This is a genomic window from Streptococcus oralis SK304 (genome assembly GCF_000287715.1).
In the GTDB taxonomy this organism is placed as follows: Bacteria; Bacillota; Bacilli; order Lactobacillales; family Streptococcaceae; genus Streptococcus; species Streptococcus oralis_Y.
In genome coordinates this window covers 715574-737991 of sequence record NZ_ALJN01000016.1, presented here as the reverse complement: position 1 = coordinate 737991, position 22418 = coordinate 715574, and the positions used below count along the sequence as shown (strand labels likewise).

The window sequence follows — 22418 nt, the reverse complement described above, 5'->3', positions numbered from 1 at the left end:
AGGGCGAGAGCTCCTTCAAATTATATCGAAAGCGAATAATATTGAATACTATATTAAAAGTTAAAGGAGAAATCATGAAATTCAATAATGAAACAAGAGCATTCGGATCAATCCGAAAAACAAGACGTTGGGGAACGTGTGGAGTGATTCTTGGTTTAGCTGCCTTAGGCTTGATGACTAGTCCGGTTAGAGCAGATGAACGAGTAAATCCAAATCCTGCTACAAATGCAAAACCTTTGCAAGATTCTCCAACTACGGAGTCTAAAAATGATCAAGGTAGTGCAGGGAAATCAACAGGTTCTGTTGAGGTGACTGTGGATCGTGCTAAGGTAGAGTCTGCGGTATCCACTGCAAAGAAAGCTGGTTTGACTGTTAAGGAGACTGAGGTTGATGGTGGTTTAATTGCTAATTCAGAAGAGTTAGCTAAGAAAACTGCTGAGATTGAGTCTAGTTACGGCAAGCAAGCAACTACTATTGTAGACGAGTCTGAGAAGTACAAAAAAGAAGTAGAAACTCGTAAAGAAGAAATTAAAACGATTACTACTGAGAACAAGGAAAAGCAAGACTCTTATGACAAAGCTAAAGCTCAGTATGAGAAAGACTTAGCAGATGCTACTACTAAAAACGCTCAGATTGATAAAAAAAATCAAGAAAAGAATGAGCGCTTAAAAGCTGAGAGAGAGCGTGTAGAAAAAGAGAATGAGCGTATCAAACAAGAAAACGCTCTTGCTAAGTCTACTTATGAAAAAGCAGTAGAAGAAAAAGCTAAGAAAGACGCTGCTATTGATAAGGAAAACGCAGATGCCAAGAAAGCTTACGAAGAAGCTTTAAACCAGTGGACTATTGAAAAAGGTAAGTCTGAGGCTGATTTAACAAAATACAAAGAGCAATTAGCTAAGTATGAAAAAGACTTAGCTGAGTACAATCGTAAGTTAGCTGAGCTAAGAGGTCAGAGAGTTCAAGGTAGTACAAATGGTGTTAAACTATATGGAGAATTCGACCAGTCTAAACGTGGCTCATTAGATTATTATTCTAAGTTGACTGCGGCATTTGATTCAAGTAATTCAAATCTTGAGACTGTAGAAGGTGCTTTAGGTGCGAATAAAAACACAACTCTTACTTTGGATAAAGATTTGCAACATGATCGCTTAGAGAATAAAGACTTTTATGGACATTCTGATTCTAAAGGAACTTATGGTGGTTCTGTAATTACAGGTATCAAACAAGGCTCTACCTTCACTTTACATAATGTTGGTAAAACAAAAACGGGGAAAACAATTTCTGCAAGATTTGTGGCTCGTAATAATCCTATACCAGAGCATAAAATTGCAGGCAATCCTTCAACTTATACTCGTTTGAATGTTTGGTGGAATAAAGCTAAAACTGATACGGATATTTCTTCTGTAAACTTTAATCCTTACAATTACACTAACGTTGAGTGGGATATTCATTATTATGATGAGAAAACAGGTAAACCTATCGACTTAGGTTTAGTCTCTATTTACTCTGACTTAGATTTTGGACAAGCCGTAAGACATACTTATGGAGATAATAGTACAGGTATTGTAGTCAACCCATCAGGTTCGTCAGTTAAAGAAACCACAGTTAATGGGAAAACCTATTGGGTGGGTGTAAAAGCTGATGGTGTGTATAAGCAGGATGATCCAAGTGGGTTGAACCGCTATAAGGCAGGTGATCCATACTATACCGATGTAGATGATTACAACTCTATCCCAGAGGGTTCTATTGTAAGTGTTGGTCACGGTTCTGTTCAACGCTTGACTTACTTACAACACGGAGATAAGCCTTTCAGTACCTATACAGAATCACAGTCGTCTGCGTATAGAGAGTATTGGAATAATTGGAATAAAGATCACGGTAAAGCAGCTGATTCGGATGATGAAATCTTTTCATCAGGGTTTGCGTTCCAACTATGGGGTGGTCGTTCTATCATTAATCAACTAGAGGAACCAAAACCGCCACTTAAACCAAGTGAATCTACAAAACCAAGACCTTTAGAACCTAAATATAAGGAGAAGGATAAGACTCCATTGACACCTCCTACGGAGAGACCTTTATTAGCCTCACCAAAAGATGAACCAGATACACCTCACGTTCCTATTCCGAGTGAACCTCCAAAACCAGGCTTAAAACCTGTGCCAAATGAGGTCGCACCAAGAGAAATTAAGGTTACATACACTCGCTTGAAAACTACGCCTACTGTAGAAAAGTTAGTTAAGAACTCTGCAGGTACAAATTTGAATAATTCGTCAGTACCCAAGTTATCAGAAGTTGTGTGGGAGTTGGAAACTAAACCTCTTGCTGCTAATCGTAAGAAAACTACAATTTATGAGTTAACAGATAACTTACCTCAAGGGTATCAATTTGATTTAGCAAAAACTGTAGCTCAAAACTCAGATTTTACAATAACTTATGATAAAGCTAAACATCAGTTAAAAGGGTTATTGAAGTCTGAAGGTTTAGCTAAAGTTAATTTGGATTTAACTAAAGTATTTACCGCACCTGTTCTTAAAGTGTATGGTACAGTAACGAATGATGGTGCAACCTATAAGAACAACTTCCGCCTGAATTTGAATAATGAATTTGAGTCTTATTCAAATATTGCTAAGGTAACAACCCCAGGTAAACCGAATGATCCTGACAATCCAAATAACAACTTAATCAAACCTCTCAAACACAATCATAACAAGGATGGTGTTATCATTGATGGTAAAACAGTTCTAGCTGGTTCAACGAATTACTACCATATAACCTTGGATTATGATCAGTATAAAGGGATAAAGGCAGCTCCATCTGCTATTCTAAAAGGCTTTGGTGCGATTGATGATTATCCAGAAGAGGCAGTGACTATTAATAAATCAGATATTCGTTATATTGATAGCGAAGGAAAAGAAGTTTCTGGTATTTCAGTGTATCAGTACGATTCTATTGAATCTGTTGATAATGATAAGGTTAAAGCTTTTCTAGAAAGTTCTAAAATTAAGCCTAAGGGAGCTTTCCAAGTATTTTTAGTGGATGATCCAGAAGCCTATTTTAACCAATATATCAAGGCAGGAAAATCTGTTACAATTATTGATCCAATGGTAACTAAGGAAGAATTGCGAAATACAGGAAAATCATTTGCGAATACGGCTTACCAAGTTGATTTCGGTAATGGCTATCAAACTGATACAGTTGTAAATAATGTTCCTACTGTTAAACCAACCAAAAAGAATCTTAACAAGGAAGGTGTTAACATCGATGGGAAACAGGTCTTGGCAGGCTCTGTCAACTACTACAAGGTAACGGCAGATTATAGCCAATACAAGGGCATTGAAGTAGATAAAGATCGTATTGGCAAAGGGTTCTATATCGTTGATGATTACCCAGAAGAAGCTGTTACGATCAATCAAGATGGTGTTCAAGTGACTGATTCTAAAGGTCAAGTAGTTAAGGGGTTGAGAGCTACTATATATGAAAGTCTAGACAAAGCTCCAGTAGGAGTTCAAAAATCTTTGAAAGAACAAGGATTTATCCCCAAAGGAGCGATTCAAGTATTTGAGGCGGAGAATCCAGAAGAATTCTACAAGACCTACGTGCAAACTGGAGAAGTTCTGACGATTACTAATCCAATGACTGTTAAGAAGGAATTGGGTCAAACAGGTGGTCAGTATGAGAATACAGCCTACCAAATTGATTTTGGTATGGCCTATGTGACTGAAACAGTAGTCAATAATGTTCCAAAGCCAGAACCAAAACCTGAACCAAAACCAGAGCCAAAAACTTCTGAAGAACATCCGCAACAACCAGAACGAAGCCTGCCATCTACAGGTGAGCAGGCTTCTGCAGAATTGCTGTTAGCTGGTCTGGCAATGGGGGGTGCTGCTGCAGGATTGCTCTACAGTAAGCGCAAGAAAAAAGAAGCTTAGAATACTCTAGGAATCTTTAAAATAAGCTATTTTTATGGTATAATAATGATAAATCGTGGAGGAGTAGGATTATGAAATTTGGGAGTGATTTTTCCTGGTTATGGGTAGCTATTATTAGAATTTTTACGGCTCCCTTTTATATCATTCTTTGGTGTATTAATTTCGTAAAATCAGTTTTTGGAGTTATTATATTTTGGATTGTATCTAAATGCTGTGTTGGGTTAGCCATGTTTTTGCCATTCTGGCTTTTGATTGATATTTTACATTGGGTTAGTCCTTCAGTAGGGGATGATGTTTTTCGGTGGTATGGAATTCATGTTATGGGCTTTGTTCAACGTGCTTGGATTGATGGCGCAGTTCGTGAATTTCCAATTCCTGCAGGCGGAACTAATTTCATTCCATATCCACATATTGAGGTTCCTATTATGATTGTACTTGCTCTTCTGGTAGCTACTATTCGGACGATTTATCGTGAGGAATTTGATGAACTATAAAAATAGAATCGTGCTAAGCACTGTAGGTAATCTCTACAGTGCTTTTTATTATAAAAAATGAAATTAAAAGAGGTAAAACAAATGGAAATCATTACAAAAATTATTACTGGTCTAGGTGTTGTTGGAACAATTACAGGTCTTATTTGGATTTGGAATGGTGCAATTGACTTTATTCAAGGAAGAAAGAATAAAGACAAGCAGAGACAGGATGATGGTTCTGATTCTATGGTTAATGGTGCGTATCTGGCCGTAGCTTCTGCGGGAATTGCAGCCGCAATCGTTGCAGCATTATCACAGCTAAAATTTTAGGAGTAGCCTATGAATTTAGATATTAGAGAGTTGACTAGCTCTCTTTCCAGTTACAGTTTTGATACTAACCAAGCTGTAACCATGATGGCCAATGCTGTCCGACCTATTGGGTATATCCTTTTAGGTCTTTTTTTCTGGTTTGAAATGGCATCATGGTCACAAATGGTCAAGTCGAGGGGAGGTGCACTAACGCAGAAGATTTGGCTAGAGGCATTGATGAAGTATTTATTTGCTTTCATCTTGATTTCGGCCTCATCCCAAATTTGTGATGCCATTCTGGAATTGCTTAATATTGTCGTGAAGGTAATTGCCCATGTAGTACCCTCACAACTTGATAAATATCAATATGCGCAAGGGGCGGTCAAAGGCTGGTTTGAAAAACTGATTTTTGGTCTGGTTGGCGGTTTAACTGAATTTATTGCTAATATTACGCTGGGAATCATCATCTTTTTACGATATTTAGATTTGTATATGCTCAAAGCCTTGGCTCCATTATTAGTGGCGTTCTTTATGATGGATTCCTTACGCTCTGTTACGATTAACTTCCTGAAATACTTTGCTGCTTCTGCCTTTATTGGAGTTGTTCTAATTGTGGTATCTGTTGTATATAACGGTTTAGTCACTACAGATATGTTAAAAGTTGCGGCAGGATCTAGTGGAAGTTGGGGAACAGCATTTGCTTCAATCGCTAAAGGTGTTATATACATCTTTACACTTGTTGGAACCAGTCGAAAAGCTAAGCAACTTTTAGGAGTGTAATCCATGTCTAGAAAAATTAGAATTGTTCAATGTGATTTTGTATGAAAGGAAAATAATTGAAAAAAATTGGATCAGAATTTTTAAGAGAATTTGAAACCGAGGACAGACCAATTTTATTTGGATTAACAGGTAGAATGATTGTTCTCTACGTATGTTTGATAATAGCTGTCTCAGGGACAATTACGATATATTTCTTTGGTTTACCTGATTGGTACATTTATCTTTGGGATGCTCTATTTGTAGTTCCTGGGGCAATGTACGGTACAGGCATGACCAAGCGAATGCGGATTAAAGAAAAAATCGATTTCTTTTTCCGAATCCAACAAAGAACCTATGAGACAGAATTTGGAAAGGTAGGAATGTATACGAAAGATGAGTTTATTCAAAAGCAAAAGAGAAAAACTAGAAAAAGCAGAAAAGAAAAAAATTGAGCGCTTGCGTCGTCAGATGAAACCTACGACACAAAATACTATCAATTATACACTACTACATGAAGACGGATTGATGCATATTGCACGTGAGAAGTATTCTCGGAGCTTTATGTTGGGAGATGCTTCTTACTCGACAGCTCAACCGGCTGAAAAAGAGAGCATCATCGATACAACGATGGATGCTCTTAATTCACTGGATGAGGGCAGTAACTATCAACTCTTAGTAATCAACCGTCGAGTATCGGATAACTCCTTGCAGAATATCTTGTTTGAAGAAACAAACGATGGCTATGATGACTATCGTGAGGAGTTGAATGAGATGATTAAGGAGCGATTTACAACACATGCTAACAACTTCGAGGTACATAAGTATGTGACCATTTCAACGAACGCTGATGATCGAAAACAGGCTCAGTTGTTACTGCAAGATATAGGAGTTTCCCTGGGAACGCAATTTCAGGAATCTGATATCACATTTAAGGAAATGAATGGTTTGGATCGTCTAAAGGTCTTTTCTGAACTGTTACGAGATAACCCGTATGTTAATTTTGATTACAAAGAAATTGCTTTATCTGGTCTGTCAACGAAATCATTTATTGCTCCAAACCGGATTGAATTCCAGGAAAAACGGATGGTTATAGATGATCGTTGGTGCAAGGTGCTCTATGCACGTCGCTATCCTAACTGGATGTCTGATCGGCTTATTCGTGATTTAACGACACTGGGATTTGAATTGGCTATTACTATTCATGCAGAACCCTATGAGAATGTTGAAATCTTAGAGAAGATTGACGATGCAGAAACAGATGCTGAAATTGGGAAATTACGTTCTAAACGTAAGGCTGCTCAATCTGGTATCTTTGATGATGCGGTCGTTGCTGGTCGTGACCAAGAAATCTCGGAAGCTACCAAGAAGTGGCGAGATGAGATTACTGAGTATGATCAGAAAATCTTCTCTGGCTTTATTGCAGTGTATTTTAAGGCGGATAACCAGGAGGAACTACAACGTAATGAGCAGAAGATTAAGCGTGCTGGTCGGAAGCTAGGGGTAGAATTTGAAGATCTCTATTATTACCAAGAAGAGGCTCTAAATACGGTTTTACCTATCGGTGAGTGTTTCGTAAATGTGAAGAAGAATTTCATGAGAAAGATGACTACAGCTAATATTGCTACGCAAGTCCCTTTTACTAACGTTGATTTGAAGTCTGACAGCCCACTTGCTCGCTACTATGGCAAAAATCAGTTATCAAACAATATCATTACATTGGATCGAAAACGTGATCTGAATACGGGTTCAGGTGTTGTACTTGGTTCTTCTGGTTCTGGTAAATCTACGACAATCAAGGGTGGAGAAGTTATCCCAACTTTACTGAAATATCCAGAAGATCGAGTGCTCATAGTGGATCCCGATGATGAATATTCTGATATTGGTCGAGCTTTCGGTGCTCAGATGGTGGATATTTCGATTGGTTCTAAAACACATATCAATCTTTTGGATTTACCAGACTTGGATCGTTTGGACGATGAGGATGACGATCCGATTGGAGATAAGGCAAACTTGTTAATGGGATTGTTTGAATCAATTCTATCTGAGGTGACAGATGCACAGATTGGGATTATTGACCGAGTGACAGGTTTGACCTATGAACGCTATTTGACAGATGATTTTACTCCAACGTTAAAAGAGTGGCACCAGGTCTTGAAAGAACAACCCGAACCCGAAGCACAAGACCTAGCTTTAGCAGTAGAGACCTATACAACTGGTTCTCAGGATATTTTTGCTCACAATACCAACGTGGATCTCAATCATCGCTTTGTTATCTTTAATCTGAAGAAGTTGTCGCACAAATTGAAGCCGTTCGCTTTGATTGTTGTTCAGGATTATATCTGGAAGCAAATTGTAGAGAACCAAGGGAAATGTACTACATGGGTTTACTATGATGAGATGCAGATTCTATTTAAAAATAAGGCTCAAGCAGACTTCTTTACTACGTTGTATTCACGGATTCGGAAATATGGTGCGATTCCAACAGGAATCACCCAGAACGTAGAAACACTAGCTGCTGTTGAAGAAGGTCGGAAGTTACTTTCAAATAGCGAGTTCATGATTTTGCTCAAACAAAAACCCCAGGATTTGGCTATCTTAAAAGAGATTGTCAATCTGACTGACAAACAGATTCGCTACTTGGCTCGACCAAAAGCTAAAGGTACTGGCTTAATCGTAGCCGGGCCAGTTGTAGTGCCATTTGAGAATCCAATACCTAAGAATACTAAGTTATATAACTTAGTCGCAACAGACGCTTAGGAGTCTCATTATGAATCAGGATCAAGGCAGACCAAACACAATCGGTCATAAGTTAGATCAAAAACTGGAGACGGTTCGGAAGAATTACCGAACTGTTCAACAAGATAGTGCTAAGCAAATGAAGGAGCTAAAAGAACAAACACGTTCTAAGCGCCATATAGTGAAAAAGAGTCGTAAACAATTTAGAGCTTCAAAGGCCAAGGTAAAATCTCTAAAAAAAGCATATAAAAGTTTACAGAAACAAGGAAAATCATTAACTCCAGAAGGTGCTAAAAAGTTAGCGTCACTCAAGAAAGAGCTCGATAAGGCAAAACTAGAGAAGAGAGTTGCTAAAAAAGTCTTCAAAGTTGCTCAAGAGGCTAACGGTGGTTCACGTAAGAAGAAGTTTTATAGTGCTACTAAACAGGCTTTAGAACGTTCTGCGAGTCAACAAGCTAGTTCTGCAGCGCATCAGGATGATACGCTATCAGATTTAGCACGAGCTAAATATCGGTATCAGGATATTCAGATTCAAGGGAAACGTATCAAAACGATTGGGAAATATAGCGGTAAGCTTGGTCAAGGAGTAGTTAAATCAAGTTATGGCCTAGGAAATAGATTCTATAATAAGGCTAAGGGGAGAGGTTTCACCCGAACTCCAAGAGAGTTTTCCTGGGAAGGACAGCTATCACGTCGTATCCAGGACTATAAGAAACGTTTGGCCGCTTCTAAAACTGGGAAAGCTGCCAAGAAGGCTAGGAAGGTCTACCGTGTAGGTTCTAAACCGATTAAAGCTATTATCAAAAATCCGTTTGGCTTTAAGGCTTATCTGATTGCTTTTGGTTTACTTTTATTTTTGGCTATACTTGGTATTGGTAGTTCAGGAATTACCCGTCAAGATGAGTTTGATATGAATGATACCTGGTTGTATCTTTCAAAATTGGATCGTGAAAAATCTAATGATAAGGTAGATTATTGGACAAAAATTGATGATCCGCTTTTGTACTTGAATTATAAGTATGATGATATTTCAGATAAACTTCGTATAGATGGGAACAAGTATTTTTCGCAAAATAATCGTGGGAAACTTTACTTAGATACCTTATGGAAGAATTTGAATGGGGATAAAGATAATCTTAAAACAATGGAAGATCTTTATACTAAAAATGACCTCTATAAGTTGAGTGAGGATGAGTTAGAAGAGTATAAAGAACTCTTAGAAATTGCTCGAGATAGCGGAAAATATATGTTGCTTCAAGAGTTGGATAATCCGTTTTATACGGATGATCAGCCTGAATCGCAAACTCCACTTCAAATTATTGAGCGGTTTGGGTATAAAACTAAGACGGAAATTTTTAATGGTTCTGTTCTGCAGGCCTCAGGTGGTCAGACTCTATTAGCCGTTTTAGATGGGAAAGTCGAAGTAAATGGTAATGATCTAGAAATCAGTGATGAGAATTCCAAGTTTCTGTATAAGAATGTAGATACGATTCGTTACAAAACAGGGGATCATGTCAAATCTGGAGATATCATTGGAAAGGTGGCATCTGAAGGAAATCAAACGGTCTATTATCAAAAACTAGAACCTGATCGGTCAAATAAGAAAGATAAAGATGGTAATGTTGAGAAGAGTTGGACTTATGTCAATGTCGGTTTTTACTTCCAGCGTGTAGAGTACACACAAGCAACGTCTGTTGTTAGCAGTATTGAAACATCTGGAGAGAAAGGGAAACGTGCAAGAGCTTTTGCGGATGCGATTAAAAAGAACATACCAGAAGCGACTAATGAAGGGATTGCAACTGTTTTAGGAGGATTTGATATTGAGAGCTCCATCACTTTTAAACGATATGAAACGGACTACCTAACCAACAATCAGTTTGATAAGGTTGCTAAAGAGCCTACTGCAGAAAATCTAGTTGGCAACTGGGGAGCCTTTCAAGCTATGTATCCTACCTTACCTTTAAACGAAAGAGGTTACCTGGTCAATGGATTGCACTATATCGGAATTGGGATTGGTCAATTTACTGGTCCTCGTGCTCTTGCATTGTGGAATTTTGCAAAAGCTGTGAATGGAGATATTTGGTCTGCAGAAGTTCAAACAAAATTTCTGCTAGAAGAAGATGATCCAACTAGACGGGCAGCCTTTAGAAGAATTGTGACTTCAACTGGATCCGTAGAAGCCCTTTCAGAGGACTTTTTAAATGCTTGGTTGGGAGTTCCGGGGAACAAGCTTTTAGAACGGCAATCTGCGGCTCGTCAATGGTTGAACTTCTTAAAAAATAAGGGAAGTGGTTCGACAGGTATATCTAGCCAGCAAGTTCCAGCAGAATATAAAGATAAGCTCCCTTATGGACTACCTACAGATCAAGCAATTTTAGAAGGTCAAGGTTATTCAGGTAATGCTTATGAACTAGGCAATTGTACCTGGTACGTCTATAATCGCTTTGCTCAAATTGGGATTGGAATTTATCCATATCTGGGTAATGCCAATCAGTGGGTTGACAGTGGTCAAGTTCAAGGATATGAAATTTCAACGACTCCAAAACCAGGTTCTGCAGTTGTATTCATGAATGGTGTAGCTGGAGCATCACCAATCTATGGTCACGTTGCATTCTGTGAGTACGTTAATAGCGATGGTAGTTTCTTGATTTCAGAAATGAACTTTGGTGGTTTATATGTAACGACTTGGCGTACCTTGACACCACAATCAGGCATCTATTTTGTTACCCCTAAATAAGAAAGGAAAAGAATGTATAATCAAAAGTTAATCAAAATGGTAAAGGGACTCCTTATAGGAGCCGTCGCCGTTTTATGTATTGTCCTGGGCTATTCTATTGCTCAAGTACAACAGAATTTGAGACAGAATAGTCAAGTTCAGGAAGAGGCGAAGCAAAAACCAGAAGAGAAACAACAGGAACAACTATCTCTTACTGAACAGCAGGTCGAGGACTTTCTAATTGCTTACTATACCAAAAAGGATTTAGAAGAGAATCGTCCGCGATATAAGCCTTTTATGACTGATTCTATGTATCAGGAAACTGTTCAAGAAGAACAAAAGCCAGTCAATCAGACCTATAAGGGGTATGTGGTTGACCAATCTTATGAATCAGGCTCTATCTACATTGATAAAACACATAAAGTTGCTTTAGCTCAGATTAAATATATTAGTACAACCTTAACAGAAAAAGATAATCGAGATTCTAAGGGGCTTACTGGTACCACTAAGGCTACAATTCGGTTGACCTATGTGGAGCAATCAGGGAAGCTATTGATTAATAAAATTGAGCCGATCGTCTTGACTGAAGCAAAGGGGCAAAGTATAGGAACTTATTCAGATACTAGCAGTTCAAGTTCGACTTCAGTTTCCTCTGCTGAACAAACGACCTCATCCAGTAGTAGCCGATAAGGAGAATTGAATGAACAAGAGAATAAATCAACTTGAAAATAAACTCGAAAAAATCAAGAAGGACAAGGAAAAAGCGCAACGACAAAAAGAAGAAGCGACTGACAGAATCAAGAACTACACAGTCCAGGAAAGGGATGTGGAGGCACAACTTTTCGTTGCCCTTTCGGAAGAAAGTGGGCTATCTTATCAGGAAATGAAGGATCTAATCCTTCCAGCACAATCAAGTAACCAAGGAGTGAACCATGTATAAAATTATCAATCAACTGACTAAACAAGAGGAAAAATTTGAGCATCGAGACGAGCTGTTTTCAAAGCTAGAAATCATAAACGAACGAATGAAGAGTAATAAAATGAACGGAATCTATCTACTCTATTCTCTCAATTCTGAAGGTGAAACCCTACAAGAACTTAGTCTCGAAATGCCTTTTGTTGGAATCATTGATCAGTTACTGGAAAATTTTGGTACGAGTGTTGGGAAGAAAAAAAGAGGTTTTCTTCATTTTTTGGCAAAACATAAAGAAAAGACCTCCTCATCAGCCGAACGAGAACCTCAACCAGATCCTGAATTAGAGGATCTAACGTTAAAGGAAGAGGCTGATATGGCTCGACAAAGAATTGCAGAGCTAGTGTCTCAAAAGCCTCAAGATGAGGCTGGAGAGGAAGTGACTTTGGAAGATAAAATTACCTATTCTTCTAGTGAATGGACTACAGAGAATTTCAGTAGATTGGACGAAAAAGAGGAAGGACGAGTAGAAGCTTCACAAGATATTCCTACAGAAGAAGTAGCACCTGTTGTTGAACAATTTAGTCAGAAAGAAAATACAACGATTCCCGATAAAAAGGTTGAATCTTCTTTTTCTCTTTCTCATGCGACTACAGTAAATTTGTCTTCAGAGGTTATTGATAGCTTTGAGGTTCAGACGATTACTTATAAGCAATCTATTAAAAATAAAATCAAATCTAACGAAGATTTTATCAATGGAGCAAATGAGGAAATTGCCCAGTGCCAAAATAGGATCGATGAGTTGCAACAACAGATTTTGACTAAAGAATCTCAAGCCACTCAATTGAAAGATCTTTATTTCAAAATTGAAGAGGTGAGCTAAAATGGAACAAGAACAAGTGGTAGCCCAGTTAGGACGGGCAACTCTTGTGACAGGAGAAGTAATTTTAAAAGGTCTTTTCCTGGTGTGCTCTAAAGGAATTGAAATTTATCAAGCCAGAGGGGAGAATGTAGTCTTCACTGGTGAGACAGACTGGAATAAATTCATGGCAACAGCAGATGCTAAAGAAGTCCAGCAATTATTACATAATGAAGTCAATCTCGAGGCAGTTCGAAAAGAACTTGGCCAATACGGGATTGGCTTTTCTTTTTATACACACCCTGATGGTAAGACAACTCTTGCTTTCAATGCAAAAGATAAAGGTGTTGTCGAACAAGCCTTTAAGGATGTACTAGAAGGGATCACAAGAGATCCGAAAGGATTCAATGAGCGAAACCTTAAAAATGGGAAAACGACTTCTTTTGAGGAGAAATTGCAACATTTCAAAGCAGTTGAACAAGAGAAAATTGCTTCCCTACAGGTAAATATTCATACCAAGGAATTTGTTCTTCCGGAAAATATCGAACCACAGATTGGAGGGAAAATGAAGTGATTACAGAAAAGAAGAAACGGAGACTTAGGCCGTATTTGTTGTTAGGACTAGGTCTATTCTACCTCTTTCATTGGCTCTTAAAATTGTGGCTGTTAGCACCAGATACCGATTCAGTAACGGATGTATTTGGACTTGGAAAGCTTAACTGGATGAGTGACCATCTAAGCGATAAATCTTGGATTGATTTTCAATTTACTCCTGCTTCTTTATTGGTTGGTATGGGCGGATTTCTGATTGCTTTTTTGCTGTATTTGAGGGTAACGGATACAGGTACGTACAGGTATGGGGAGGAGCATGGGTCGGCACGTTTTGCGACGAAAAACGAACTGATGCGCTTCCGAGATGAAGATCCTGAAAAGAATATAATCTTTACTCAGAATAGCCAGATGGGACTATTTAATAACCGCTTGAGCTTTGAAAATCAAATCAATAAAAATGTCTTGGTATATGGAGGTACGGGGGACTGGAAGACACGGAGTTTTGTAAAGCCAAATTTATTACAAGGGAACTCTAGCTTTGTGACAACGGATACCAAAGGACTTCTCATTCATGAGACTGGGAAATCTCTACTGGGAAAAGACTATAAGATGAAAATTTTTGATCTGATTACCTTTCTGAATTCCGATGGTTTCAACGTTTTTAGATATGTTCATAATGAAATGGATATAGACCGAGTGTCAGAGGCGATCACGGAATCTCTGAATAGAAATGGTCATGAAAGCGATCCTTTCTGGCCGGCGGCCAATAAGCTTCTGATGCGTTCTCTTATTGGCTATCTTTATTTTGATAGCCGGCTTGATCATTATATGCCAAATCTAGGTCAAGTCACGGATATGATTCGGGAATTGAGACGGAATCATCCAGAGGCGGAAAGTCCAGTTGAATTAATGTTTGAAGATTTGGAGCGGAGATTGCCGGGGAATTATGCTTGCAGGCAGTGGAGCTTGTTTAATAAAAACTTTGATGGTCAGACACGAGCTTCTGTTTATGCCATTTTTGCGACTACTTTCTCAGTGTTTGACCATGAACAGCTGAGAAAGATTATTGAAAAAGACACGCTGGAGATTGAGAAATGGAATATAGAAAAGACTGCTGTATTCATTCATATTCCAGAAGTAGACCCAGCTTATCAGTTTTTGTCTGCCCTTCTTTTTAGTACCATTTTTGATGTCTTGATAAAGACTGCAGATGCAATTTTGCTAGGTGAGCATCCAACAAAGTCTAAAAAGGATTTACTGCATGTTCAGATAGAGGCGGATGAGTTTGGACAGATTGGCAAGATTCCTAATCTGCCACCGATTATCTCTGTTATTCGGTCTCGAGAAATCTCTATTAAAATGATGGTTCAATCTCAAAGTCAGATTGAAGTATTATACGGTAAAGAGAACACGAAAACGATTATCAATAACTGTGGGGCTATTCTTTATCTGGGAACAAATGATCCGGATACTTTGAGAGCTTTATCTGAGCGATCTGGTAAGCAAACTTTGAATGATCAGAACTATAGCGAGAGTAGGGGAAGAAATGGCAGTAGTTCCAAGCAGAATTCCAAAATTGGTCGGGAATTGTTGACACCGCATGAGGTTGCTACAATTGGAACAACGGAAGCCCTACTCTTCCTATCCAAACAAAATGTTTTCAGGGATCAAAAATTTAACCTGGATACGCATCCGAGAGCCTACCTCTTAAGTAATGGCCCGAACGATGATAACTGGTATCGTTACAAGCGATATCTAAGCGATATTGATGAGTGGAAAGACCAGGTTGGGGAAGAAAATGTTATTCATATTGGGATTAAGGAAGTCGAGGAAGTTCCTCTCAAAGTGAGTTAGGAAAGAAAGGAAATCTAATGGAATTTTATGACTCTTATTGCGTTTTAATTGCTATAAATTGGGATCAGTATGTGTGGCTGCATCAGGAAGGTGAAAAAATAACCTGGCATGAAAATTTTGCTCATGCAGGTTTTTTTCGTGATTTTAATACAGCTAAAAGGGTAGCAGAAGCTCATTTATTAGAAACTTTTGGAGCCATAGGCTTCTATAAAATTGTTGGTTTTTCTACAGATGAACTTGGGTATATAGAAACTAAGAACTAGAGAGCACAATGTGCCTTAGTATTTTTTCATGCGGGATGGAAGCATTTATATAGCTGTTTTTGCATTTTTTAAATGGCCCAAGATAATAAATAGTGAGTTCTTTTGATTTTTTGGCAGCCTTTTTTAAAGTTTCTAGTCTTTGTTTGACTCCTTGTTGATTAGCTAGGCTCTCATTAATTATGAATGTTGGAGATATTCTTAAGTTATCGATTTGACATTTTTGTTTGATTCTAATTAAAAAATAAGAATCTTTTTCTTGAGCAGCTTTGACGTATCGAACTGTAGCTTTTGCATAGTAAACTTTTGTTTCATGCTCGTTGATGAGTGAGTTATTATCTAAATTTTGAAAGTACAAGTCAAGATTTAATTTGTTTCCTGAAGAATCCAAAAAGGTATATTTTTCTCCAGATTTAAACTCTTTATAAAGTTGAACTAGACGACTTAGAGATTTTACATGACTATTGAAAGTCTTTTTCGCTATGTGACTAGAAGTAGTAGATTTTTTAGACTTTATTTCAGTTGAGACTTGCTCTTCTGTTCTTAATGAATTAGTTATTGCTGTAAATGTAGCTGTAACCAAATTAATATCTACTTTAATTGCATTTTTGTCCCGTTCAAATGTATAACTTTCTTCTATGGTTGTTTCTTGAGCCCGTTTTTCATATCGATTTTGTACTACGGGGCAGTTGATTGAATGTACTTGGTCAAAGTTACTGGTTCGGAAATGTGGCTCCTTTGTATAAGGAGACTTACCAAAGTTTACTAGTGTAAGTCCAAATGGGCAATTTTTGTCACATTGGAAATTATGCTTGCTTTTCAATATTTTAGTTAAAGATAAATTGTAAGCATCCATTGGTTCAATATTGTATCCTAATTCAATACTGTAAGCTTCAGGGTATGTGTATGACATATCTTACCTCTTGTTTCTAATATTAAATTATTTCTTTAAGAGTTTATCTACCAATTATTATAACATTAAAACATATTACTTCAAAAAATGAAAGGAAAAACAATGAATACATTGCCACAAAAACAATTTAAGCGAATGAAGCGTGAAGTTGAGGAAGAGACTGCTCGAGGGATTGGTTATTTTGAGGGGATTTTAGAACATATCCCTTCTTACCCCCTATCTGAAGCAGTAAAAGAGTTGGCTTTATCTGGCTGGATTACTCCTCGTACAGATGTCATCGATGTCCAAAATATGATTGTTACAGAATCTATAAAATGGATGAACTACCAGGACTTCAAAGAAGTTGCTCCCTACTTGTTTTCTTACCCTCGAGAACAACGAGAGAAAGATTTATCGGTTCGACCAGTGAAGATCTCCAGAGAGTATTTTGAGGAATTACAGGCCAATGCAGAAGAATTATTTCATTTGAAGCAAGACTTGCTTCAGATTAATAATCAATTAGATGCTAAAATCCAGGAATTGGAGATGGATCAGCTACCAAATGGTGATCAGGTCATTGGAGTTGATCTGGAAGCTGAGGAGGTATTGTTACTACGAACTTCAGAAAATGCTCAAGTTGAGGAGTGGGAGGTTCGTAAAGATGGCTTGATTACTGATTATCGTTCCAATCTTTCAGAATCAGCTCAAATTGTAGAGGCTTTGCTTGAAATGAAGAATTCAGAGATTGATACTATTCTCTACGAGGAAGTAATCAACTATTCCAAGAGAACTTGGCCAGATTCGGAGCCAATACAACTTCCAGAAAGTATCAAGGAAATGTTGAATCAAGAAGCTAAGCTCGATCCATCATATTATCAAATAGCCCAGTTTGAAACATTAAGACAAGCCTATATCTATGGGATGATTTCACCTAGCTTTCAGGAACATTTCCCTCATTATTCAGATTTCGTTAGGAACTATGTCGAAGATAGGAAACAATATGAATTTTTCGACTATCGTACAGAAGCAGTCTCTCTAGCTCAGGAAATCTTAGTCCCCCGTTTAGACGATATTAATCGGATTTTAAGCACTAACAATCAGGAGCTGATTGTTCAAGAAGTCACTGGGTATTCTCAGGGTGAAAGCTGGGAACTGGCCTATTTGCGACATACAAATACGGAAGATAGAGAATCAGTTCAGTTCTATCTTGAAAGTGAGATTGGAGCTTGGTATAAGGGAAGTTTGACAGAATTGGCTGTCATCCGCTTTGATGATATTGATTTAGAGAAAGGTTTCAATGGCCATCAGGAAGCAGTCTATCATATCGATGAGAGCTTGTTAATTCATGATAAGCTAAAACAAGCCCAACTCCATTTTCCTAGTTTAAACCGTTTTGTAGAAGCAGAAGAGCTTGAAAAAGAGCGAACACAAGATGTATTAGAAAAAGAAGTGCCAGAATTTTCATTGTAGAGGAGACAAGAGATGGTATTAACTAAAGAAGCGGCTAAAAATCTATCTATCCTTTCTGTTGCGGAACAGCTGGGAATGGAGTTAAAGCGCACGGGGAGCTATAGCTATACATGGACAGAACACGATTCATTTGTCATCGATGCAAGGAAGAATGACTTTCATTGGAATTCTCGATCAGAATTTGGAGATGTGATTCAACTAGTTCAAACTATCCAGGGTGTTACTTACAAGGAAGCGATGCACTTCTTGGAAACAGGAGAATTTAAGAAAGTGGATTTGGCGGTTCAGATAGCCCCAAAAGAGCCCTTTCACTATAGCTTGGAAAGATATGAGCATCAGGATTTCAATGCTTCCAGAAGCTATCTGAAGACTCAGAGAGGCCTTTCAGATGACACGATTAATTTCTTTATTAGCCAGGGGAGTATGGCCGAGGCAACCCGAAAAAAAGGAGACTATTTTGAGCCTGTGATTGTCTTTAAGTATAAGGACAACACGGGCTTTTTAGCTGGCGCTAGTCTCCAGGGAATAGTAGAGAATCGAGTGCACTATCCAGAACGTGGGCGTTTAAAACAAATTATGAGAAATTCAGATGGACAACTGGGATTTTCAATCGATATTGGAACCCCTAAACGTTTGGTCTTTGCGGAAGCTCCAATTGATTTAATGAGCTACTATGAGCTCCATAAGGATACACTTCAGGATGTCCGCTTAGTGGCTATGGATGGTGTCAAAGAGGGCATCATTAGCCGACGTTTTATGGAATTGTATGCAGAGATGAACGGTAAATTCTATCAAATAGATCAGAATACTGGAAAAGCTCTAGAAACTGTCGTCAACACAACGGATTATTTCAAAGATGGTCGGCATCAAGATGTGATTACACTGGCTGTAGATAATGATGCTGCAGGACAGAATTTTATCACTCGATTGCAGGAGAAGGGGATTCCAGTTCAGATTGCGATTCCGCCTATCGTTCAGCTTAATCAGGAAAAGGAAGATTGGAATGATTTCCTGAAAAGGGGGAATGAAGTTTCTAAGGATCTGGCGCACGTTTACATAGCAGATGAAAAGTCCTGGCATTACCAGGGCTTTTTTGAGAAGGAAATAGCTCTTGCAAAAACGCAAGAGCTAACTGCAGATGATGTAAAAGCCTTTGTGTCAGACAGGCAATTGACAAAGGAAGAAGTCCATCAGGAATATACAAGAATTATCAATCAAGAGAAAGAAAGGAAACATACCATGTCTGAAGTACATGAAGCAGGGGCTGAATACGAAACTGAAAGGCCAGATAACAGTCGCTTAGCCCAAGCTAAACGAAAGCTAGAGCGCCTAGAAGCCATTCAAGATAAAGTTGATGGACTGGTTATTCAACCAGAAACTCAGGCTTTAATTGATGCTGGAGAGGTCCAGCGGTGGGCTAAGCAGCCAAATATCTACTTCGTAAAAGGGCTACGTCGAGTTGCTTTGGAATTGACCGAGGAAGGGAGATTAGAACTATCTCCTAAATATCGCCCTAATACGGATGAAGAAAAAGAGATAGTAAACAAGTTACTGTTCAATCAGAAGAAACGTGAGGATGATACTCAAAAAGCAGTCTTGACTCCAGATAATAGTAATCTATCTCCAGAAGATGCGGAATGGCTGAAGCAGAACTGGGATAATATCAGCTTTTCAGTAGAGCCTAAAAAACAGATGGTTATTGATTCAGATAAAACAGTAATCTTTGAAAAACCTTCCGATCCTGTTGGAGATACTTATGAAGCGCAGGAACAAATTCAGAGCACAGAAAAAACTCCTGAGAGTACTCAGGAGCAAAATGTGAATTCAGAGTATCAAAAAAATGAGAGGACCAATGGTAGTCAGGGGTCTTTACAGCCCAGGGCTGAAGGCAGTCCCACACCCGTACCAGAAGTTGGTACCTTTGAACGCTCTGTTACCAGTCGCCCTACGTTATCCTCTCATTTATTATATTTTAGCATAAATGAAGAGTTTCAGTCAAGTAATGATGGCCACTATCATTCTATTTCCTCGCATGAATTAGCTAAATTGAATCGTCCAATTCGTAGTCAAACTATTCAGAATGCAGCGCAGTATTATTTGGATGAATTAGCTAACTCTAAGATTTATTATGTCACCCCTGATAAGACTGTACAAGTGAATTTTGAAGAGAAGCACTTCATGCACTTAACAGGGATTAAGCCACTTGCACCAGGGCAGACACCTGAAAAAACTTTACGTGATTTTGCAGAGGGAAACGGGCACTTTGATAATATTCTTTTGGCTAATAATGATGCAGCTTTTGACAAAATCAACGTTCTGTCAGATCTTTCAGTCGCAACAGAAAGTACATCTTTCTATTTTGATGATTTAACTAATCTTAGACGTTATAATGGGCGGTTTGATAGCCTTATAAAGTCTGATGATAAAGATATTATTTTACTGTTTAAAGAGCTGGAAGAAGAAAATTATATTCCAGTATCAGTATTTCAATCCAGAGCAAGACTGGTCAAAGAACTGGAGACGGCAGATAAAACTCCTATTCTTGCAGTATTCCGTGAACGTAATGGCCATATTGAACAGCTATCGATTAACGAGGACTACATTAAGGATGGGGGCAAAGAATTGGAATCCATTATGAAAAATGGCTTGTTTGAGGAACTCCAGACTAATGAGACTGACAAGAATCACTATATGATTCGCCTCCAATGGGCAGAAAAGCATGATGGTGGCCCAATTTTACCTTTTGGCGAAGCCGAGTTGATTAATTATCAGTCTTTTGCAAAAGAGCTATATAAGCAGAATAATATCTATTACGAAAAGTATCATGCGAGTGTAAGTGATCGAATGAACCAGGTAGAAGGTGCTTCCTATAAACCTTTTACAAAGGTTAAGTTCGACTTATATAGCCCTGATGGTGAACTTATTCAGGATGGTATCCGCTACAATATCGGTGAGGAGATTAACCCAATCGCTCACAAAGAAAGACTTGGAACACGAGAAATGAGAGAGTACCCAGAATTGATGAAGATAGATGGGGCGATATTCACTCATTATCATCTGGAGAGATTGGCGAGTGAGTTAGATATTTCTCAGTTCAGTTACGCTTTGGAAGATACTCCTTACACAGATCAACTTCTATCCCAACTCCCTTATGGAGATTTGGAAAATAGTCCAATTGGATTTACAGATAGTAGTCATGATGCTCGTCTTGGATTTATCTCTTTTAATGGAATGGATGGTGTTGAGGTCGAAAATCTATCTGCTTGGTTTGAGAAGTTGGGAGTTAAGGATTCTCCAATGGAACAAGTAGCTCTTGTAGAAAAATGGCAAAAAGAAATTAAAGATCTATCAGAAAAAGTTGAACAAACCATTGAAAATATCCGAGATGAATTTGAAAAAACACAAGTCAAGAATTCGCAAAATACACCAGATAATCCATACGAAAAAATTTATCAGTATAACCAAAAAGATGAAAGGGATCGTGATTTGGATGGTGATGGTATTTCTAATTCTGATGAGATGTTGCAAGGAACAGATCCATACAATGCTGCTTCTAACCTTCATAAAAAGCAGGAAGATCGAGAAAGAAGGACAGATGCCGAAGTAGCTGCAGGTGCTATTATTATCGAAGAAGTTGCTACTAAAAATTCGGAACAAACCATTTCCCAGTTGGTCGCAAATAAAGATACAAAAGCTTTAGCTGAACACTTGAAAGAGGGAATGAAGAACTATTTGGATTCAGAACAGTTTAAATCTTTCTTGGATACGATGAGTAAGTTTCATAACTACTCCCTCAACAATATTCATTTGCTGAAGATGCAAAATCCTAATGTTTCCCGTGTTGCAAGTTTTAATAAATGGAAAACGGATTTTGAAAGAACAGTTAAAAAGGGTTCTAAAGCTCTGAAAATCTGGGTTCCGTATCAAGTGAAAACTAAGATTTCTGCTAATCAAAATGAGTTGAGTTTTTCTCCATCTGAGAATGAAATGGAAGAGAAGGAAGTCACAGTTACTCGATTCAAGTTAGGGAATGTCTTTGATATATCTCAAACAGAAGGAAAAGAATTGCCAAAAGCAATTAATGAATTGACTGATTCTGTTAAAGATTATGAAGATTTATATCGAGCAGCCAAAGCAGTTTCGATGGATAATCAGGTTTCTATCAGTTTTGAAGATATAAAAAGAGAGAGCGCAAATGGTTATTACTCTCCAGATGAAAATCGAATTGTCATTTCAAAAGGATTAAAGGGGCAAGAACATATTCTAAAAACCATTTTTCATGAAATGGCTCACTCAGATTTACACAGAGGAACTAATGCACAATATGGTGATGACCAATACCGTAAGCAAGAATTACAAGCTGAAAGTGTGGCCTATGTCTTAGCTAATCATTTTGGTTTTGATACTAGTAGCTACAGTTTTGGATATTTGGCTATTTGGGCAAAAGATAAAAATGGTTTTGAAGATATGGTAGAGCAACTGCAGGTTGTCCAGAAGGAAGCAAAAAGTTTGATTGATCGAATGGATGCTAAGTTGGAACTGGTGAAAAATAAAAGCGTAACGAAAGATAAATTTGCTGATAAACTCCAACAGGCAAAAGAAAAATCTGAGCAGTTGGGTAATCAAAAGGCGGAGGCTGTAAAGCAGGTGGAAGAAAAAAAGTTCCTGAGCAGCCCTCACTAATGGAGGCACTAAC

The 22418-nt window shown here is 38.1% G+C and carries 16 protein-coding genes; 15 read left to right on the top strand and 1 reads right to left on the bottom strand.

The annotated features are described in order from the left end of the window. Positions 1 to 74 precede the first annotated feature (74 nt). From HMPREF1125_RS10525 to HMPREF1125_RS10470, 13 genes are all read left to right on the top strand, one after another. Complete coding sequence (locus HMPREF1125_RS10525; RefSeq protein ID WP_000671323.1) at positions 75 to 3929, top strand: SspB-related isopeptide-forming adhesin; 3855 nt, start codon at positions 75 to 77, stop codon at positions 3927 to 3929. Positions 3930 to 4000: 71 nt separating this feature from the next. Beyond that, the gene (locus tag HMPREF1125_RS10520; protein ID WP_000668392.1) at positions 4001 to 4423 is read left to right on the top strand and encodes a hypothetical protein; all 423 of its coding nucleotides are present in this window, start codon (positions 4001 to 4003) and stop codon (positions 4421 to 4423) included. Positions 4424 to 4504: 81 nt separating this feature from the next. Continuing rightward, positions 4505 to 4732, top strand: a complete 228-nt coding sequence (locus tag HMPREF1125_RS10515; RefSeq protein ID WP_000402889.1) for a hypothetical protein — start codon at positions 4505 to 4507, stop codon at positions 4730 to 4732. A gap of 9 nt (positions 4733 to 4741) precedes the next feature. After that, positions 4742 to 5491, top strand: a complete 750-nt coding sequence (locus HMPREF1125_RS10510) for a hypothetical protein (RefSeq protein WP_001046960.1) — start codon at positions 4742 to 4744, stop codon at positions 5489 to 5491. 56 nt (positions 5492 to 5547) lie between these two features. Further along, the gene (locus HMPREF1125_RS0102480; protein ID WP_000719645.1) at positions 5548 to 5922 is read left to right on the top strand and encodes a hypothetical protein; all 375 of its coding nucleotides are present in this window, start codon (positions 5548 to 5550) and stop codon (positions 5920 to 5922) included. After that, positions 5864 to 8227, top strand: a complete 2364-nt coding sequence (locus HMPREF1125_RS10505) for a VirB4-like conjugal transfer ATPase, CD1110 family (protein ID WP_000051763.1) — start codon at positions 5864 to 5866, stop codon at positions 8225 to 8227. Before HMPREF1125_RS0102480 ends, HMPREF1125_RS10505 begins: the two co-directional genes overlap by 59 nt. A gap of 10 nt (positions 8228 to 8237) precedes the next feature. Continuing rightward, on the top strand, positions 8238 to 10943 hold the full coding sequence (locus HMPREF1125_RS10500; RefSeq protein ID WP_001070817.1) for a phage tail tip lysozyme: 2706 nt from the start codon (positions 8238 to 8240) through the stop codon (positions 10941 to 10943). Positions 10944 to 10955: 12 nt separating this feature from the next. Further along, complete coding sequence (locus HMPREF1125_RS10495) at positions 10956 to 11612, top strand: hypothetical protein (RefSeq protein WP_000282667.1); 657 nt, start codon at positions 10956 to 10958, stop codon at positions 11610 to 11612. A 10-nt stretch (positions 11613 to 11622) separates the two neighbouring features. Beyond that, on the top strand, positions 11623 to 11862 hold the full coding sequence (locus tag HMPREF1125_RS10490; protein ID WP_001042322.1) for a hypothetical protein: 240 nt from the start codon (positions 11623 to 11625) through the stop codon (positions 11860 to 11862). Next, positions 11855 to 12718: a hypothetical protein gene (locus tag HMPREF1125_RS10485; protein ID WP_000276614.1), complete on the top strand. Its 864-nt coding sequence runs from the start codon at positions 11855 to 11857 to the stop codon at positions 12716 to 12718. The genes HMPREF1125_RS10490 and HMPREF1125_RS10485 overlap by 8 nt, the downstream gene beginning before the upstream one ends. Before the next feature lies 1 nt (position 12719). Then, positions 12720 to 13268 (top strand): DUF3801 domain-containing protein, encoded by a 549-nt coding sequence (locus HMPREF1125_RS10480; RefSeq protein WP_000434506.1) that lies wholly within the window; start codon positions 12720 to 12722, stop codon positions 13266 to 13268. Beyond that, the gene (locus HMPREF1125_RS10475) at positions 13265 to 15100 is read left to right on the top strand and encodes a VirD4-like conjugal transfer protein, CD1115 family (RefSeq protein ID WP_000627253.1); all 1836 of its coding nucleotides are present in this window, start codon (positions 13265 to 13267) and stop codon (positions 15098 to 15100) included. Before HMPREF1125_RS10480 ends, HMPREF1125_RS10475 begins: the two co-directional genes overlap by 4 nt. 17 nt (positions 15101 to 15117) lie before the next feature. Next, on the top strand, positions 15118 to 15363 hold the full coding sequence (locus HMPREF1125_RS10470; protein ID WP_000397908.1) for a hypothetical protein: 246 nt from the start codon (positions 15118 to 15120) through the stop codon (positions 15361 to 15363). Here HMPREF1125_RS10470 and HMPREF1125_RS10465 read toward each other — a convergent pair. Continuing rightward, positions 15353 to 16273, bottom strand: a complete 921-nt coding sequence (locus tag HMPREF1125_RS10465; RefSeq protein ID WP_000122749.1) for a hypothetical protein — start codon at positions 16271 to 16273, stop codon at positions 15353 to 15355. The genes HMPREF1125_RS10470 and HMPREF1125_RS10465 overlap by 11 nt on opposite strands. Positions 16274 to 16375: 102 nt before the next feature. Between HMPREF1125_RS10465 and HMPREF1125_RS10460 the strand changes: the two genes are divergently transcribed. After that, a complete protein-coding gene (locus HMPREF1125_RS10460; RefSeq protein WP_001094628.1) occupies positions 16376 to 17722 on the top strand; it encodes a hypothetical protein in 1347 nt (448 codons plus the stop codon). A gap of 12 nt (positions 17723 to 17734) precedes the next feature. Beyond that, positions 17735 to 22405 carry a PBECR4 domain-containing protein gene (locus HMPREF1125_RS10455; protein WP_000244581.1) on the top strand — a complete coding sequence of 1557 codons (4671 nt, stop codon included), beginning with the start codon at positions 17735 to 17737 and terminating at the stop codon, positions 22403 to 22405. Positions 22406 to 22418: the final 13 nt, after the last annotated feature.